The organism is Pseudomonas sp. LJDD11 (assembly GCF_024584215.1).
Lineage (GTDB): Bacteria > Pseudomonadota > Gammaproteobacteria > Pseudomonadales > Pseudomonadaceae > Aquipseudomonas.
Genome location: NZ_JANJFL010000005.1, coordinates 223,343 through 239,548, shown reverse-complemented (window position 1 = coordinate 239,548; position 16,206 = coordinate 223,343). Strand labels below are relative to the sequence as shown.

The 16,206-nt window shown below is 61.4% G+C and carries 16 protein-coding genes and 1 pseudogene; 11 read left to right on the top strand and 6 right to left on the bottom strand.

The features are described 5' to 3' along the window. Nucleotides 1-218 (bottom strand): annotated as a pseudogene (locus NRB16_RS09335) (RNA-guided endonuclease TnpB family protein); the annotation flags it as partial. 259 nt (nucleotides 219-477) lie between these two features. Here NRB16_RS09335 and NRB16_RS09330 point away from each other — a divergent pair. Next, nucleotides 478-870 carry a DUF3301 domain-containing protein gene (locus NRB16_RS09330; RefSeq protein ID WP_045485495.1) on the top strand — a complete coding sequence of 131 codons (393 nt, stop codon included), beginning with the start codon at nucleotides 478-480 and terminating at the stop codon, nucleotides 868-870. Between the two features lie 4 nt (nucleotides 871-874). Here the strand turns inward: NRB16_RS09330 and NRB16_RS09325 are convergent, their stop codons facing one another. After that, nucleotides 875-1,846, bottom strand: coding sequence for a GTP-binding protein (locus NRB16_RS09325; protein ID WP_253117774.1), 972 nt, complete (start codon nucleotides 1,844-1,846; stop codon nucleotides 875-877). A gap of 45 nt (nucleotides 1,847-1,891) precedes the next feature. Between NRB16_RS09325 and NRB16_RS09320 the strand changes: the two genes are divergently transcribed. Continuing rightward, nucleotides 1,892-2,239 (top strand): hypothetical protein, encoded by a 348-nt coding sequence (locus NRB16_RS09320; protein ID WP_045485491.1) that lies wholly within the window; start codon nucleotides 1,892-1,894, stop codon nucleotides 2,237-2,239. Nucleotides 2,240-2,242: 3 nt separating this feature from the next. On the opposite strand, the gene NRB16_RS09315 is transcribed toward NRB16_RS09320, so the two are convergent. Further along, nucleotides 2,243-2,893 (bottom strand): DUF1826 domain-containing protein, encoded by a 651-nt coding sequence (locus NRB16_RS09315; protein ID WP_257106017.1) that lies wholly within the window; start codon nucleotides 2,891-2,893, stop codon nucleotides 2,243-2,245. Further along, nucleotides 2,893-4,101 (bottom strand): zinc metallochaperone GTPase ZigA, encoded by a 1,209-nt coding sequence (gene zigA, locus NRB16_RS09310; RefSeq protein WP_257106016.1) that lies wholly within the window; start codon nucleotides 4,099-4,101, stop codon nucleotides 2,893-2,895. The genes NRB16_RS09315 and zigA overlap by 1 nt, the downstream gene beginning before the upstream one ends. A 134-nt stretch (nucleotides 4,102-4,235) precedes the next feature. Here zigA and NRB16_RS09305 point away from each other — a divergent pair, with 134 nt between their 5' ends. Beyond that, nucleotides 4,236-4,637: a glutamine synthetase gene (locus NRB16_RS09305; protein WP_253117777.1), complete on the top strand. Its 402-nt coding sequence runs from the start codon at nucleotides 4,236-4,238 to the stop codon at nucleotides 4,635-4,637. Nucleotides 4,638-4,805: 168 nt separating this feature from the next. Here NRB16_RS09305 and NRB16_RS09300 read toward each other — a convergent pair whose 3' ends face one another. Then, a complete protein-coding gene (locus NRB16_RS09300; protein WP_253117778.1) occupies nucleotides 4,806-5,327 on the bottom strand; it encodes a DUF3617 domain-containing protein in 522 nt (173 codons plus the stop codon). Between the two features lie 149 nt (nucleotides 5,328-5,476). Between NRB16_RS09300 and cls the strand changes: the two genes are divergently transcribed. Further along, nucleotides 5,477-6,916, top strand: coding sequence for a cardiolipin synthase (gene cls, locus NRB16_RS09295; protein ID WP_045485485.1), 1,440 nt, complete (start codon nucleotides 5,477-5,479; stop codon nucleotides 6,914-6,916). Here the strand turns inward: cls and cfaB are convergent. After that, nucleotides 6,913-8,103: a C17 cyclopropane fatty acid synthase CfaB gene (gene cfaB, locus NRB16_RS09290; protein WP_257106015.1), complete on the bottom strand. Its 1,191-nt coding sequence runs from the start codon at nucleotides 8,101-8,103 to the stop codon at nucleotides 6,913-6,915. The genes cls and cfaB overlap by 4 nt on opposite strands. A 219-nt stretch (nucleotides 8,104-8,322) precedes the next feature. On the opposite strand from cfaB, the gene NRB16_RS09285 reads away from it, so the two are divergent. From NRB16_RS09285 to NRB16_RS09255, 7 genes are all read left to right on the top strand, one after another. Continuing rightward, nucleotides 8,323-8,955: a CDP-alcohol phosphatidyltransferase family protein gene (locus tag NRB16_RS09285; protein ID WP_045485476.1), complete on the top strand. Its 633-nt coding sequence runs from the start codon at nucleotides 8,323-8,325 to the stop codon at nucleotides 8,953-8,955. Between the two features lie 42 nt (nucleotides 8,956-8,997). Further along, a complete protein-coding gene (locus tag NRB16_RS09280; protein ID WP_253140938.1) occupies nucleotides 8,998-10,755 on the top strand; it encodes a bifunctional alpha/beta hydrolase/class I SAM-dependent methyltransferase in 1,758 nt (585 codons plus the stop codon). Further along, complete coding sequence (locus NRB16_RS09275) at nucleotides 10,752-12,101, top strand: phosphatase PAP2/dual specificity phosphatase family protein (RefSeq protein ID WP_253140939.1); 1,350 nt, start codon at nucleotides 10,752-10,754, stop codon at nucleotides 12,099-12,101. Before NRB16_RS09280 ends, NRB16_RS09275 begins: the two co-directional genes overlap by 4 nt. Beyond that, nucleotides 12,091-12,543 carry a hypothetical protein gene (locus tag NRB16_RS09270; RefSeq protein ID WP_257106014.1) on the top strand — a complete coding sequence of 151 codons (453 nt, stop codon included), beginning with the start codon at nucleotides 12,091-12,093 and terminating at the stop codon, nucleotides 12,541-12,543. The genes NRB16_RS09275 and NRB16_RS09270 overlap by 11 nt, the downstream gene beginning before the upstream one ends. Nucleotides 12,544-12,598: 55 nt before the next feature. Beyond that, nucleotides 12,599-13,216, top strand: coding sequence for a 1-acyl-sn-glycerol-3-phosphate acyltransferase (locus tag NRB16_RS09265; protein WP_045485471.1), 618 nt, complete (start codon nucleotides 12,599-12,601; stop codon nucleotides 13,214-13,216). 2 nt (nucleotides 13,217-13,218) lie between these two features. Then, nucleotides 13,219-14,148 carry a phosphatidate cytidylyltransferase gene (locus NRB16_RS09260; RefSeq protein WP_045485470.1) on the top strand — a complete coding sequence of 310 codons (930 nt, stop codon included), beginning with the start codon at nucleotides 13,219-13,221 and terminating at the stop codon, nucleotides 14,146-14,148. Nucleotides 14,149-14,449: 301 nt separating this feature from the next. Further along, on the top strand, nucleotides 14,450-16,069 hold the full coding sequence (locus tag NRB16_RS09255; RefSeq protein WP_045485468.1) for a glucan biosynthesis protein D: 1,620 nt from the start codon (nucleotides 14,450-14,452) through the stop codon (nucleotides 16,067-16,069). The last annotated feature ends 137 nt before the right edge of the window (nucleotides 16,070-16,206 follow it).

Genomic DNA, 16,206 nt, shown 5'->3' with positions numbered 1-16,206 from the left:
GCCTGCACCGATTGGCTGTGCAGCCCCAGGTCTTTGCTGGCCCCGTTGGTGTACTTGTGAATGTCGAACGCCGACAGAAAACGACCACGCTCACGAATCGAGCGGCTGCTCAACTCGTTTACGTAGTTCCACACAAAATTCACAGCACGAGAAGCTTCACGCAGTTGCGCTGCATGCTTGTCTCGCACTCGAATCTTGAGGGTTTTGGTCGCTTTCATTTCAGTCATGAAACACAGGATGGGGCGGTTTTATGGATGTTAACCCCTATGACCGCTTCGCGGTGGCGCTTTCATCCCCCAGCTGAAGGAAGGGGCTTTTCGCGCCAGCTTGGTAAAAATACAGATACGTTTCATCTGCGTTGCGTAACAGGACACAAATGCAGTCGTGCGAAATTTACTGCGCCCGCTCTGGCTGGAATTGATCGCACCCAGTTAATCTGTAGCAGCCTGTTTGGCTCATCGGCTGGAGTACACCGTCATGCTGACCCTGGGTAATATTTTTGTGCTGATGCTGCTCGCCACCGGGGCAGCCTGGCTTTGGCATGCCCACGGTCTGCGTGAAAAAGCGCTGGAGCGGGTCAAGCAACATTGCGCACGGCTCGATCTGGAACTGCTCGACGAGAACGTCGCCTTCAAGCGTCTGGCGTGGACCGCCGACGCCCATGGCCGCAAACGCCTGGCGCGTATCTACAGTTTTGAATTCACCGTCACTGGCGAACAGCGTCATCCTGGCAGCATTACTCAATTCGGCGCGCACAGCGCGCAGATCGAGCTGGCCCCCTATCCTTTCGAGATCAAGCCGCCACCACCGTCTGCCGAAGTGATCCGTCTCGACGAATGGCGCCAGTCGCATCAGAAATGGAAGCAATGATTTTTCAGGCTATTCGGCAAGCACTCAACCCGGCTTGAAGGGCCGCCACATCCTGAGCCTCATCAAAGATCAGCTCCAGCCGCGAGTCCTGGCGCCACTCGCTGGCTTGCCATTGCACACCCGCCCCTGCCAGCGCGTTGGCTGAACACCAACCCTGCTCGCTGTGCACCACCAGTTTGGCGCGTCGCCAGTTCAGGGCAGCCAGCCACTGCGCCAGTTGCCTGCAATCGAAACGCTGCGAAGGGTGCCAGCGCCAGCCTACGCTCCAGCCGTCGGCACTGCCCTGGCTGAGCACCCATGGCGTCGCAACATCTGCCCAGTGCGGCGCTGCTGCCTGAATGCTCGCTGGCAGTGCCTGCTCAGCCTGAGGGTTATCCACAGCTGTCAAACTGTCCACACCCGGCAACTGTGACAATGACAAGCGGCCCTGGCTGCACCAGACCCGTGGCAACGCCGGCAAACGCTCGGCCAGCCGCTGGCGGACAGCGTCGGATAAACCCTCAGCCTTGTTAAGCACCAGCAACCCGGCAGCCGCCAGCGCCTGCTGCTGGGTATCGGGCAATGGCTGGCCGGCCGCCAATGCCTGGGCATCGAGAACCATGACCGCTGGCATCACCCGCAGCACGCCCTGCCAGGGTGGCTGCTGCAACTGGGCAATCAACTGTGCCGGATGGCCAAGACCCGACGGTTCGATCAACAGCCGGTCGGGCCGGGCTTTGCGCAGCAGCCGACCCAGGCCAATCTGGAACGGCACGCCATTGACGCAGCACAGGCAGCCGCCAGCCACTTCGCCAAGTGCGATACCATCGGCGCCGGTGGTCAGCAGCGCGGCGTCCAGACCGATCTGGCCGAACTCGTTGATCAGTACCGCCCAGCGCTGGTCAGCGGGTTTGTGCGCCAACAGGTGACGGATCAGGCTGGTCTTGCCGGCGCCCAACGGGCCACCGATGACATGAGTGGGAATGTTCTGCAGCATCAGTTCGCTTCAGGAGGACAGGGTTTGCAATCACGATGGGCAACCATGCTGGCGACAGCACTGCTGACACTCGCCTCAGGCCAGGTGCGGGCCGCAGCCTGTGTTGTCCACACCCAGGCGCAGCGCCTGGATGTGAAGGTGTGTCAGGAGAATGTCTCAGTGCCAGACAACCTGTTCCACGACAGTTTCTGCCAGCCGCAACTGGCCGGGCAAAAGGTCGAGGTACAGTTTGTCGAGCAATGCCCGGCAGGCGCTTTTGGCGTATGCCGTGACGCTCAGGTTGCCAATATGCCCTATCGCGAGCATATCCACTATTACGGCGTGGCCAGCGATGCTGCGTACCTCAAACCGTTTTGCGAGGGCCAGAGCCAAGGGCAGTGGCAGACCCCTTGAGGGTCAGGCCAGCCAGTCGAGGGTCAGAATCAGGCGTCGTTCGTTACGGCTCAACGGCGGCGAACGGTGGATCAGGCCATGGCCCTCGTTGCCGATCCAGCGCTCGCCCTTGAGCAGCGCCACTGCACCGCACTGAATTTGCTGAATCAGCGCCGGGTCTTTGGGTTCGGCCTGAGCCTGCCCAAGGCGCGAGCGATCCATGTCACGCTCTTTGAGCCACTGGCTGCCGATCCCGGCGTAGGTGGTGATCAGCCGCATCGGCACGTGATCGACATGAAAACGCGGGCACATGGCGGTGTCCATCGCCCGCAGACGCAGGCCGACCCGTTCGGCACCCAGCAGGCAGGCGTAGGCGCTGACCAGCCAGGACACGTCAGCGACGAACCCGGCGTGGCCCTGCACATCGGCATAAGCGGCAGCCAGACGCTGCAGATCAGGCTCCAGATCGCCTCCTTTTACCTCCAGTGCCAAAGACTCTGACAGCGGCTCGTTCAGGGTCAGCAAGGCGCTGGCGAAATCCTGGATGTGCAGCGGCAAATGGCGTTGCCAGACCGCCAGATTGACGCCGTCCTGCAACACCTCCCCGAGAATATCGGGATTGTCGCCCTGTACCTGGCGGACCAGTGGGCGAAACGTTAAAACTTGCGCGAGCATCAGGCAGCGTCCTCTTCATGCCATCCCCCGAACGGGTCAGGCAGCAATTGCCAGGCTTCGACGCCCATGCCCATCTCGGCATCGGTCAACAGGCAGTCGTCCAGCTCGGCGTTGAGTTGGGTGAAGTCGATGTTCTGGCCGATGAACACCAGTTCCTGGCGGCAATCACCGGTGGCTGCATTCCACTCCTTCATGATCGCCTGGAGACTTTCCTGATCCTGCGGCCAGTGGGCGCGCGGTACGAAGCGCCACCAGCGACCGGCCGGACCATGACGCATCAGGCCACCGGCCTGCGACCAACTGCCGGCCTCCTGATGTTTGCTCGCAAGCCAGAAAAAGCCTTTGGAGCGCAGCAGCTTGCCATTGAGCCAGGGCCGGTTGAGGAAGTTGAAAAAGCGCTCCGGGTGAAACGGCCGCCGCGCCCGGTAGGCCGTCGAGGCGATGCCGTACTCTTCGGTTTCCGGTACATGCTCGCCACGCAGTTCCTTGAGCCAGCCCGGCGCTTGGGCCGCGCGCTCAAAATCGAAGCGGCCGGTATTGAGGATGGTGGTCAGCGGCACCTGGCCCATGACCATCGGCACAATCTGCGCCTGAGCATTCAAGCGGCCGAGAATGGCCATTAACTCTTCACGCTCGCTGGAGCTGATCAGGTCGATCTTGCTGAGCAGAATCACATCGGCGAACTCGATCTGCTCGATGAGCAGGTCGGTGATGGATCGATCATCCTCATCGCCCATGCTCTCACCGCGGCTGGCCAGGCTCTCGGCGGCCTGGTAGTCGAGCAGGAAATTCATGCCGTCCACCACCGTGACCATGGTGTCCAGGCGCGCAATGTCCGAGAGGCTGGTACCGGCCTCATCGCGAAAGGTAAAGGTTTCCGCCACCGGCAGCGGCTCGGAAATGCCGGTGGACTCAATCAGCAGGTAATCGAAGCGGCCGTCCTGTGCCAGACGGCTGACTTCTTCAAGCAAGTCTTCGCGCAGGGTGCAGCAGATGCAACCATTGCTCATCTCGACCAGTTTCTCATCGGCGCGGCTGAGGCTGACGTCACGCTGCACCTCGCTGCCATCGATGTTGATTTCACTCATGTCATTGACGATCACCGCCACGCGCAAGTTTTCACGGTTGCGCAACACGTGATTAAGCAAGGTACTTTTGCCGGCACCAAGAAAGCCGGACAGGACGGTAACGGGAAGACGGTTCGGCATCAGGACTCACCAACAGGTTTGGTTCAGGTAGGCTGGGCAAAGCTCTGCTGGCTTTGTGGCAGCGGATTCAACGACCAACAATGTTATAGTATAACAATACGGTTTTGCCAACCTGTTCGACGAAGGGCGCTCGCATGCCTGTGAAAACCATCGCTGCCAGTGTGTTATTGGCGCTGAGCAGCACCTGTGTTCTGGCGGCAGGCGCCAGTACGCCAACCGGCGGGGCAACCTGCGTGCGCAGCCTGAACCTACTGTCCTGCAGCGATCTGGAAGGAAACGGCTATAGCGTGGCGACTCAGGGCGATACCACTTACCTGCGCGGCTACGAGTCCGCCAGCGCCCGCCGCTGGGCGCAGACCAACAGCCGTTATCGGCAACTGACCTTTTTTACCGGGCTGGCATCGGATGGTGAAATTTGGGTGGGGACGATTCGCAAGGTGGGCTGGACCACCATCACCAGAGTGTCCAGCTCGAACGGCACCCGCAGCAGCATCAGCTGCGGGCGGGTGACGGGGTGTCACGAGCAGAAGCGGTAACAGCTGGCTTCGCAGCTAAAGCTGCTCCTAAAGATTAATGTCGATCAGTCAAATCGGCGCAATCTTTGTGAAAACAGCCAGCTCATTCCCTCCCGATTTCAGGCCAGAATTGGGGTGGGAAGGCAGCATTACATCCACAGCAGATGTTCCACGTGGAACACTCATGGATCAACTACGTGGCGCGACGTTACCGCACTGGGCGCCCAGCCATACGGCGCGGGTGTCCATACTGCCGTTCTGTTGCTGGCCGGATGCGTTGAAGGTGCCTTTGACGCGGGTGGTGAACTCACGATCACTGAGAAACTGCGCCTGCCCTGTACCTTGGGCTCGTGGGCAACTGAACTGGAAATTCCAGGTTTTGCCGTTGCGGTCCGTCACGCGCTGATTACAACCGGACTTGGGGTCGGTCAGCGGAATATCATCGGCCTTGACCTGAGCCTCAGTCAGGCAGAAACGCACGCCCTGCCCGCCCAAGGTAATACCTTGCTTCTGCATGGCCTGTTCCATCATCGCGCGCTGTTCAGGCGGCAGGTTCTTGAGCTGGCCGAGCATGAACTGCATGTCCGGCAACGCCTGACCATCGACCTGCATATTGCTGGAGGTCAGTTCCCACAACCCCGGCTGGAGCATTTGAGCCTGGGCCACGGGCGCAGCCAGGCAAAACATCCAGGCCAACATGCGTTTGTTCATCTGCGGATTCCTCAGGTCATCATCGATATGCGTGATTTCTCGACGCTGAGGCTTAGACGGCATAAAAGCCTCGCCGTTGCATGTTGAATTAAATAGCGACAATCGCACTTTGCTATGGTCTGTTTAGGCGTCTGTAAAGGAACCTCGCAATGGATTACCACAGCCCGTATTTCTTCGGTTATGTGCTTGGCTTCATTCACCTGCTGGGTAGCGTCGCGGCCATCCATGCGCTGTTGACCGTACGCACCGCGCAGGGGGCGATTGCCTGGGCGATGTCGCTGGTGTTCATTCCCTACCTGACCCTGATTCCTTATCTGGTGTTTGGCCGCAGCTCATTCGACGCCTATATCAAGGCGCGACGCCAGGCCAACAAGGAAATGAAGCACGCTATCAGCAGCCTGAACTGGCGGCCCTGGATCGATGAGGCGGTCGCTGCGCGGCGCTCCGACGCCTACGCAGCGCTGCGGGCCATGCCACGTCTGGGGCATATGCCGGCGCTGGCCAATAACGAAGTGAAGCTGTTGATCAACGGCCAGGCCAGCTTTGCCGCGATGTTCGGGGCCATCCGCCAGGCGCGGCAGACAGTGCTGGTGCAGTTTTTCATCATCCATGACGACGACCTGGGCCGCCGCCTGCAAGAACTACTGTTGCTCAAGGCATCCGAGGGAGTGGCCGTTTATGTGCTGTACGACCGGATTGGCAGCCACGCGCTGCCGGCCAGCTACGTGGAGAAGCTGCGCGCCGGCGGGGTGCGGATCAAAGCCTTCGCCACCCATGGCGGCTGGATGAACCGCTTCCAGATCAACTTTCGCAACCATCGCAAGATTGTGGTGGTCGATGGCCTCAAGGGTTACCTGGGCGGGCACAACGTCGGTGATGAGTACCTGGGCCTCAAGCCTGCCCTGTCACCGTGGCGCGACACCCATGTGCAGGTCGTCGGTCCGGTGGTCGCCTGTCTGCAAGAGACGTTTGCCGAGGACTGGTTCTGGGCTACCCGCCAGCTACCGCCGCTGAGCCTGCCCGACAGTTTCCCGGAAGACGGCGTGCTCTGCCAGTTGCTCGCCAGCGGCCCGGCCGATGCCCAGGAAACCTGCTCGCTGTTCTTTGTCGAGGCCATTCATTCAGCGCAACAGCGACTATGGATCACCAGCCCGTACTTCATTCCCGATGAAGCCGTGTCTGCCGCCTTGCACCTGGCCGTGCTGCGTGGCGTGGATGTGCGTGTGCTACTGCCGTCGCGGCCCGATCACTACGTGGTCTATGCGGCGTCGAGCCTGTATGCCTTCGCGGCCGTGCGCGCCGGGGTCAAAGTGTTCCGCTACCAGCCGGGTTTTCTGCATCAGAAGGTGGTCCTCATCGACGATGAAGTCACGGCCATCGGCAGCGCCAACCTGGATAACCGCTCGTTCCGGCTCAACTTCGAATTGATGCTGCTGACCGTCGACCGCGAGTTCGCCGCTCAGGTCGAAGCCATGCTCAGCGCTGACTTCGAACTGGCGCGGGAAATCACCGTACAGGACAGCCGGGAAACCCGCCGCCTGCACCAACTGGGGATGCGCGTGGCGCGGCTGATTTCCCCGATCCTTTAACAACGGTAAAGATCAGCGCGGGTCAGCGGCAGATGATGGCTGCCGTCGGCCAGCGGCCTGACCGCAAGAACCTGATGCAGGTTGATCCAGCCCCTGGCGAAGGCATAGGCGCAGCCGGCCAGGTACAGTCGCCAGATGCGCAAGCTGTGCTCGCCAATTAGCGCCTTCGCTTCGTCCAGATGAGCCTCAAGCCGTTCGCTCCACTGCTCCAGGGTCCTGGCGTAGTGCAGGCGCAGGCTTTCGACGTCAACGATCTCCAGACCCGCATCGCTGAGGTGCGCACTGATCATCGCCAGATGCGGCAACTCGCCGTTGGGAAATACATAGCGGTGTATGAACGTGCCGGCCCCGCGCTCCACCGGCCGACTATCAGAGTGCCGGGCGGTGATGCCATGGTTCATCACCAACCCGCCCTCCTTCACCGCGCCGAACAGGCAGCGGGTGTAGAGCGGCAGATTGGCATGCCCGACGTGCTCGAACATGCCAACGCTGACCACCTTGTCAAAACGTCCGTCCTGCGGCAGGTCACGATAGTCGAGCAGTTGCAGCTCGACCTGATCCTGCAAGCCCTGCGCCTCGACCCGCTCGCGGGCCAGCGCCAGTTGCTCGCGGCTCAGGGTAATGCCGAACACTTGAGCGCCGTACTCCCGGGCGGCAAAGCGCGCCAGCCCGCCCCAGCCACAGCCGACATCCAGCAGATAGTCGCCAGGCTGCAGGCGCAGCTTGCGACACAGATGATGGAATTTATCCTGCTGCGCCTGTTCAAGGCTTTCCTGACCGGTCTTGAAGTACGCGCAGGAGTAAACCATCTCGCGGTCCAGCCACAACTGGTAAAACGCATTGGACAGGTCGTAGTGGTAAGAAATCGAGGTGGCGTCCAGGCTCCGATCATGAGCCGTACGCTTGCCGTCGTCGTCGTCCTGCGCGAAGTGACCAAAGGCCTGGGTCAGCTGATCACCGATTTGCACCGCCTCGCTGAGCGAGCCCTCCAGCTCCAGCCGGCCCTCAACGAATGCGCTGCCAAACAGATCCAGGCTGGGACGCGCCAGCTCCGCCATCAGGGTTGGGTCCTTGACCAGGATCGTGACGCGCGGCTCAGCGCCGAATTCGAACTGCTGGCCGTCCCAGAGTCTGATCCGCAACGGCAATTGCAGGCCTTGCAGGGCACTCGGTAGTTGGGTGTACATGACCGTCCACCTCCTCATCCAGAATTGATCGGAAAAAGGTAGCTCAACCATCCTTTGAGCCGCTGACCGTCGGCCTGACGGTCAATGGCATCGTCCATGCACGGCACTCTGATCCGCCTGAATAACAGGACAGACTTCACGTTTTACTTCATCGGGTCCTGTACGAAATGTCTGCATACACCGATGATGCGCCCAACATCTTGACCAGGACGGCCTCTCTTGATTTCGATCTACCAGCTCAAACCGCGCTTCCAGAATCTGCTGCGCCCTCTGGTGCACAAGCTCTACGACAAGGGCATTACGGCCAATCAGGTGACCCTCGGAGCCTGCCTGGTATCACTGCTGGTCGGCGCGCTGGTGACCGTCGGCATGCCGCACTATTGGCTGTTTGCCTTGATCCCGCTGTGGATGATCATACGCATGGCCCTTAATGCCATAGACGGCATGCTGGCCCGCGAGTTCGGCCAGAAGTCGCGGCTGGGGGCTTATTTGAACGAACTAACCGATGTCATCGCGGACAGCGCGCTGATGCTGCCCTTCGCCCTGCTGGCCGGGGTCAGCCCGGCGCTGGTGGTGCTGGTGACCCTGCTGGCCGTGTTCAGCGAGTACGCCGGCGTGCTCGGCCCGATGGTCGGTGCGTCACGCCGCTACGACGGGCCGATGGGCAAGAGCGACCGGGCGTTGGTGTTCGGCGTCATGGGCGCCGGGGTCGCCACAGGTTTACTTGCGCCAGCATGGATAAATTTCATCCTTGTCGTGGTCTCAGCCCTGCTGATCTACACCTTGGTCAACCGGATTCGCCAGGGCCTCGCCGAAAAGCCGCTTGCGCCGCACGACAGATCAGACTCATAACCCCCTGCTTGCCCGGTCAATATTGGCTCAAAGGAGTTTGCCATGCGCGACGTGATTGCCCTGCGCTTCGCCACCCATGACGGTGTCGAACTGTTTTATCGCCACTGGCCCGCCATGGGCCTGGCCCCCGGCAAGTCGCGGCAAGCCATCGTACTGTTGCACCGTGGCCACGAACACTCCGGACGCATTGCTCACCTGGTCGATGAACTGCAACTGCCGGGTTTCGATTTCTTTGCCTGGGATGCCCGTGGCCACGGCGAGTCGCCCGGCGCACGCGGCGACAGCCCAAGCTTTGCCACCACCGTGCGCGACCTGCAAACCTTCATTGAGCATATCGCCGCCAGCCACGGCGTCGAAACCGGCAACATCGCGGTCGTGGCGCAGAGTGTCGGCGCGGTGATCGCCGCTACCTGGGCACATGACTACGCGCCCAACATCCGCGCTCTGGTACTGGCCTCGCCGGCGTTCAAGGTCAAACTCTACGTGCCCTTCGCCCGTCAGGGCCTGGCGTTGCTGCGCCGTTTCAAAGGCAATTTCTTCGTCAACAGCTACGTCAAAGCGCGCTTTCTGACCCACGACGAGCATCGCCGCAAGACTTACGATAGCGACCCGCTGATCGCCAAGGCCATCTCGGTCAATGTGCTGCTGGGCCTGTACGAAGCCGCCGAGCGCGTAGTGGCCGACGCCCAGGCCATTCAGGTGCCAACCCAATTGCTGATCTCGGGCGCAGACTTCGTGGTTGAGCGCGCCCCGCAAGAACGCTTCTTCGAACGCCTGGGCAGCCTGCAAAAGGAAAAGCACATCCTGCCCGGTTTCTTCCATGACACCCTGGGTGAGCGTAACCGTGAGCAAGCGCTCACGCGCATCCGCCGCTTCGTGCAGCATGCCTTCGACAACCCGCCACAGCGCCATGCCCTGCTGGACGCCGACCGGGTAGGTGAAACCTGCGCCGAGGCCGAAGCGCTGGCCGCGCCATTGCCGCCACGTTCGCTGCGCAGCCTTTACTGGCGGCTGACCCGCGCGGGCCTGCGCACCGGCAGCAGCTTGTCCGAAGGGGTGAAGCTGGGCTTCGAGACCGGCTTTGACTCCGGCAGTACCCTGGATTATGTGTACCGCAACCAACCGAGCGGGCGCGGCAGTCTCGGCCGGCTGATCGACCGCAACTACCTGAACTCGATTGGCTGGCGCGGGATTCGCCAACGCAAGATCAACATCGAAGAACTGCTGCGCCTGGCCATGCACAAGCTGCGCGAGCAGCAAAGCGCGGTGCGGATCGTCGACATCGCCGCCGGCCACGGACGCTACATCCTTGAAGCGCTCAAGGGCGTCGAGCCGCTGCCCGAGTCGATCCTGTTGCGCGACTACAGTGACCTCAATGTGCAGCAAGGCAGCGCGCTGATCGAGAAACTCGATCTCGACGAGATCGCCCGCTTCATCAAGGCCGACGCCTTCGACCGCGACAACCTCGCCGCCCTCGACCCCAAACCGACGCTGGCGGTGGTGTCAGGCCTGTACGAGCTGTTCGCCAGCAACACTCAGGTCGGTAACTCGCTGGCCGGCCTGGCAGCGGCGGTCGAGCCCGGCGGTTATCTGATCTACACCGGCCAGCCGTGGCATCCGCAACTGGAACTGATCGCCCGCGCCCTGACCAGCCATCGCGGCGGTGACGCCTGGGTGATGCGCCGCCGTAGCCAGGCCGAGATGGACCAATTGGTGGAAGCGGCAGGCTTTCGCAAGATCACCCAGCGCATCGATGAGTGGGGGATTTTCAGCGTGTCACTGGCGCAGCGTCTGCCGTGAGCAGCCGGCGCGAACCAGGCCTGTGGAAACGGGCCGTGGTCTGGCTGCTGGTGCTGGCGCCGTTCTTTTTCGCCAGCTACGGCTTTGCCACCTGGTACACCGCCCGGCGCGACGACGTCGGCAGCCTGGCATTCGCCTGGGAAAACCACATGCCGTTCTGGGCCTGGACCATCGTGCCCTACTGGTCCATCGACCTGCTCTACGGTTTTTCACTGCTGGCCTGCCTGACCCGCCGTGAACTCGACCGCCACGCCCTGCGCCTGCTCAGTGCTCAAGTGCTGGCGGTCAGTTGCTTTCTGCTCTGGCCACTGCGCTTCACTTTCCAGCGCCCGGAAATGGACGGCCTGTTCGGCTGGCTGTTCGACGTGCTGGCCGGCTTCGACAAGCCGTTCAACCAGGCGCCGTCGTTGCACATCGCCCTGCTGGTGATTCTCTGGGTCTGCTTCGAGCGTTACCTGCGCGCCTTCCATCCGGCCTGGCGCTGGCTGCTGCATGGCTGGTTCGCGCTGATCGGCCTGTCGGTGCTGACCACCTGGCAACATCACTTCATCGACCTGCCGACCGGCGCCCTGGCCGGCTGGCTGTGTGTCTGGCTGTGGCCGGATGAAGGTCGCAGCCCGCTGCTCAGTGCCCGGCTTAGCCATGACCCGAGCCGCTGGAAACTGGCCGGTTACTACCTGCTCGGCGCGCTATTGCTGGCCTGGCCGGGGTTTGGCCTGGGTGGTGTCTGGTTATGGTTGCTGTGGCCGGCACTGTCACTGCTGCTGGTGGCCCTCAACTACCTGTGGTTCGATGCCCAAGGCTTTCAGAAGCGCGCCGATGGCCGCCTGTCGCCCGCAGCACGCTGGCTGCTGGCGCCGTATCTGGCCGGTGCATGGCTCAACGTCTGGCTCTGGACGCGCAACCAGCCGCAGGCGCAGCGAGTGCTGGATGAGATCTGGCTGGGTCGCATCGCGGGTCGTGATCAGGCCGGTCAGTTCAGGGCCGTTGTGGACCTGTGTGCCGAGCTGTCACAGAGCGTCACACCGCCGACTTACCGTAACCTGGCGCAACTGGATCTGGTCCCGCCCACCGCACAGCAGTGCCTGGCCGCCGCCGAGGCCATCGAAGCATCACGCCATGCCGGGCCGCTGCTGGTGTGCTGCGCACTGGGCTATTCACGCAGCGCCACCGCCCTGGCAGCCTGGCTGCTGTACAACGGCCGGGCCGCGTCAGTAGATGAGGCTGTCAAACTGATCCGCCAGAGCCGGCCAGGCGTGGTGCTGCACAACGAACACCGTCAGGCACTTAGTACGCTACTGGAACAGTGCACAACCCAACCGGCAGAGGCGCAGCATGAACGCTGACCTGCAATTGCACATCATCGCCAGCCTGCTACGTCGCGGCCGGGCGCTGGACAATTTGTCCACCGGCTTGACCCTGTTGAGCCTGGCACTGGGCCTGAGCCAGCTGTGGTTTGCCCCGTCGGGCCTGCTGATGAGCTGGGTGGTGCTGTTGGTGGTATTGGGCCTGGGCGAAAAATACTACGCTCTGCGGGTAGCTTTTGATGCCGAGCTGTTTCAGAAGCTTGCCGACGACCCTGCTAACCTGACACGCAACACCCGGGCGCTGGATCAGGCTCTGGCGGCGTTCAGCCTGCAACCGGCCGATAAAGCCGGGCGTTCCTGGCCACTACGCAGTCAAGGCGCCTTGAAGCTGTTGCGCCAACAAGTGTTGTTGCTCGCCCTGCAAATCATGCTGTTGCTGGGCGCGTTACTGATTCTGCCCTGGCTTGGGCTGATGCGGTGAAGCAGCGCAGCATGCGAGCAGCGTCTTTGCTCGCCTTACCGAAGGAATCTGATTGATGCTTGAATCTCTGGTCGCCTCCCTGATCACGGCCGGCGCACGCAGCGTGACCGGTGCCCGCAGCCTGTGGCTGGGCTGTACGCCGCAAGCGACGCAGCGTATCTACTTTGCCAACCACACCAGCCACGGAGACTTTGTGCTGCTCTGGGCGTCACTGCCCCGCGAGCTGCGCAAATACACCCGGCCGGTGGCCGGCGCCGATTACTGGCAGAGCGGCACTCTGCGCCGGTACATCATCAATAAGGTGTTCAACGGCGTGCTGGTCGACCGCACCCGCAAGGACGAACAGGCCAACCCCTTGCAACCCATGATTGAGGCGCTGGAGCAGGGCTACTCGCTGATCATCTTCCCGGAAGGCACGCGTAACCCTGATGAGGGCTTGCTGCCGTTCAAAAGTGGCATCTATCACCTGGCGAAAAGCTACCCACAGGCCGAACTGGTGCCGGTGTGGATCTCCAACCTCAACCGGGTCATGCCCAAAGGCCGGATGCTGCCCCTGCCGCTGCTGTGCACCACCAGCTTCGGGGCGCCGCTGCAGGTCCAGGAAGACGAAAGCAAAGAGCAATTTCTTGCCCGCAGCCGCGAAGCGTTGCTGGCTCTGGCTGCGGAGCAGTAATGATGGAAAACCAGACTCAACTGTTGTTCATGGGCATCGGCGTCATTCTGCTGCTGGCCTCGGTCATTGGCCGGGTACTCAAGCTCAAGGCCCGTGGCCCGCATGCGGTGATCGACAACCTCAACGCGCGAATCAACGCCTGGTGGGCGATGGTGATCGTCATCGGCGTGGCGTTCTGGCTTGGCTACACCGCCGTGACCTTGCTGTTCTATGCGGTGTCGTTCTATGCCCTGCGTGAATTCCTGACCCTGACCCCGACCCGGCGCAGCGACTATCCGGCCCTGGCGGCGGCGTTCTACCTGGCCCTGCCGCTGCAATACGTGCTGATCGGCATCAACTGGTACGGGCTGTATTCGATCTTCATCCCGGTCTACGTGTTCTTGTTGCTGCCGATCCTTGCCTCGCTGGGCGGCGACAGCAAGCATTTTCTGGAACGCACTTCCAAGGTCCAGTGGGGCCTGATGATCGCGGTGTTCTGCGTGTCTTATGTGCCGGCCTTGCTGACTCTGGAGATTGCCGGCTATGAAGGCCGCAACCTTCTGCTGATTGCCTACCTGGTCATCGTCGTGCAGCTTTCGGATGTGCTGCAGTACGTGTGCGGCAAGCTGTTCGGCAAACACAAGATCGCCCCCAACCTGTCGCCGTCAAAAACGGTCGAGGGCTTTGTCGGCGGTATTTTGCTGGCTTCATTGATCGGTGGCGCGCTGTGGTGGATCACACCTTTCTCGCCCGTCCAGTCGTTCTTTATCGCGGTGCTGATCAACCTGCTGGGCTTTGCCGGCGGTATTGTCATGTCGGCGATCAAGCGTGATCGCGGCGTCAAGGACTGGGGGCATATGATCGAAGGCCATGGCGGCATGCTCGATCGTATCGATTCAGTGTGTTTCGCCGCGCCGATCTTCTTCCATCTGGTGCGTTACTGGTGGACCTGAAAACTGTAATAACGGCAGAAAAAATGATTGCCGGATATTGCAACAAGCAATGGCCTTGAGCCACCCTTTAGCGCTGCATAACTGCGCGCAGGCCTTGTGCCCAGCGGTTATCAGCGCAGCTACAAACCTGATAGACCCCGTCAACGCCGCCCCGACTCATCGGACGCGGCGTTTTTATTGAGGTTTTTATCGAACCGCATCTCGTCTTTGCTATCTGTTATGGGTAGTTTGCGTTCGGCAAGGAGACGTTGGCGCGCTTTTTAGTGCAGGACGCACAGAATTACTCAGAGGCTTCACCTTTATGAACCGCAGGAATCTCCTTAAAGCATCGATGGCGCTGGCGGCTTATAGCACCCTGCCGGCCTCGGGACTTTTTGCTGCACGCGCCCTCGCCGCCGCAGCCGATGGCAAAAGCGAACCGTTCGATTTCAAGCAACTGCAAGAGCAGGCCAAACAACTGGCCGGCCAGCAGTACGTCAGCACCAAGCAGGTACTGCCACCGGTGCTGGCGAACATGACGCCCCAGCAGTTCAACGCGATCCGCTATGACCCCAATCACTCCCTGTGGCGAGAGCTCAAAGGCCAGCTCGACGTGCAGTTTTTCCATGTCGGCATGGGCTTCAAGACCCCCGTGCGCATGTACAGCGTCGACCCCAAGAGCAACACGGCGCGGGAAGTGCATTTCCGTCACGAACTGTTCAACTACGACACCAGCGGCATCGACGGCAATCAGGTCAAAGGTGACTTGGGCTTTGCCGGCTTCAAACTGTTCAAGGCACCGGAAATTGCCATGCACGACATCGTGTCGTTCCTGGGCGCCAGCTACTTCCGTGCCGTCGACTCGACCAAGCAATACGGCCTGTCGGCCCGTGGCCTGGCCATCGACACCTTTGCCAAGCGCCAGGAAGAATTCCCCGACTTCACCAAGTTCTGGTTCGAGACACCGGCCAAAAATGCCACCCACTTTGTGGTCTACGCCCTGCTCGATTCGCCAAGCGCGACCGGCGCCTACCGTTTCGACATCGACTGCCAGGCCAGCCAGGTGGTGATGGACGTCCAGGCGCACATCAACGCCCGTGCCGACATTGAACAACTGGGCGTCACGCCGATGACCAGCATGTTCAACTGCGGCACTCACGAGCGGCGCATGTGCGACAGTATTCACCCGCAGCAGCATGACTCCGACCGTCTGTCGATGTGGCGTGGTAACGGCGAGTGGGTGTGCCGCCCGCTGAACAACCCGGCCAAGCTGCAGTTCAACGCGTTCGCCGACAAAGACCCGAAAGGCTTCGGCCTGGTCCAGTACGACCACAATTTCGCCAGCTACCAGGACACCACGGTCTGGTACGACCGCCGGCCAAGCCTGTGGGTCGAGCCGACCAACGCCTGGGGCGAGGGTGAGGTGAGCCTGCTGGAGATTCCGACCACCGGCGAGACCATGGACAACATCGTGGTGTTCTGGACGCCGAAGAACAAGGTCAAGGCCGGTGACTCGCTCAACTACAGCTACAAGCTGTACTGGAGCGCCCTGCCGCCGGTCAGCACTCCACTGGCGCAGATTCATGCGACCCGTTCAGGGATGGGCGGCTTCCTCGAAGGCTGGACACCGGGCGAGCATTACCCGAAATACTGGGCACGACGCTTCGCGGTGGACTTCCACGGCGGCGGCATCGATCGCCTGCCCGAAGGTGTAGGCATCGAACCGGTGCTGACCGTCTCCCACGGCAAGACCCAGGACTTCAATATCCAATACCTGCCGGATATCAAAGGCTACCGGGTGATCTTCGACTGGCTGCCGGACAGCGACTCGGTGGAGCCGGTGAACATGCGCATGTTCATCCGCTCGCGCGACCGCACCCTGAGCGAGACCTGGATGTACCAATACTTCCCGCCAGCGCCGGACCGCCGTAAGTACCCGTAACCGATTGATGCCTGTGGGAGCGAGCTCGCTCGCGAAAGGGCCATTCCAGGCGCCGCATCTATGGCGTCTGGAAAAATTCGCGACCAAGGTCGCTCCTACAGGGTGATTCGGTCACTACTGAAACATTGACAGCCGGG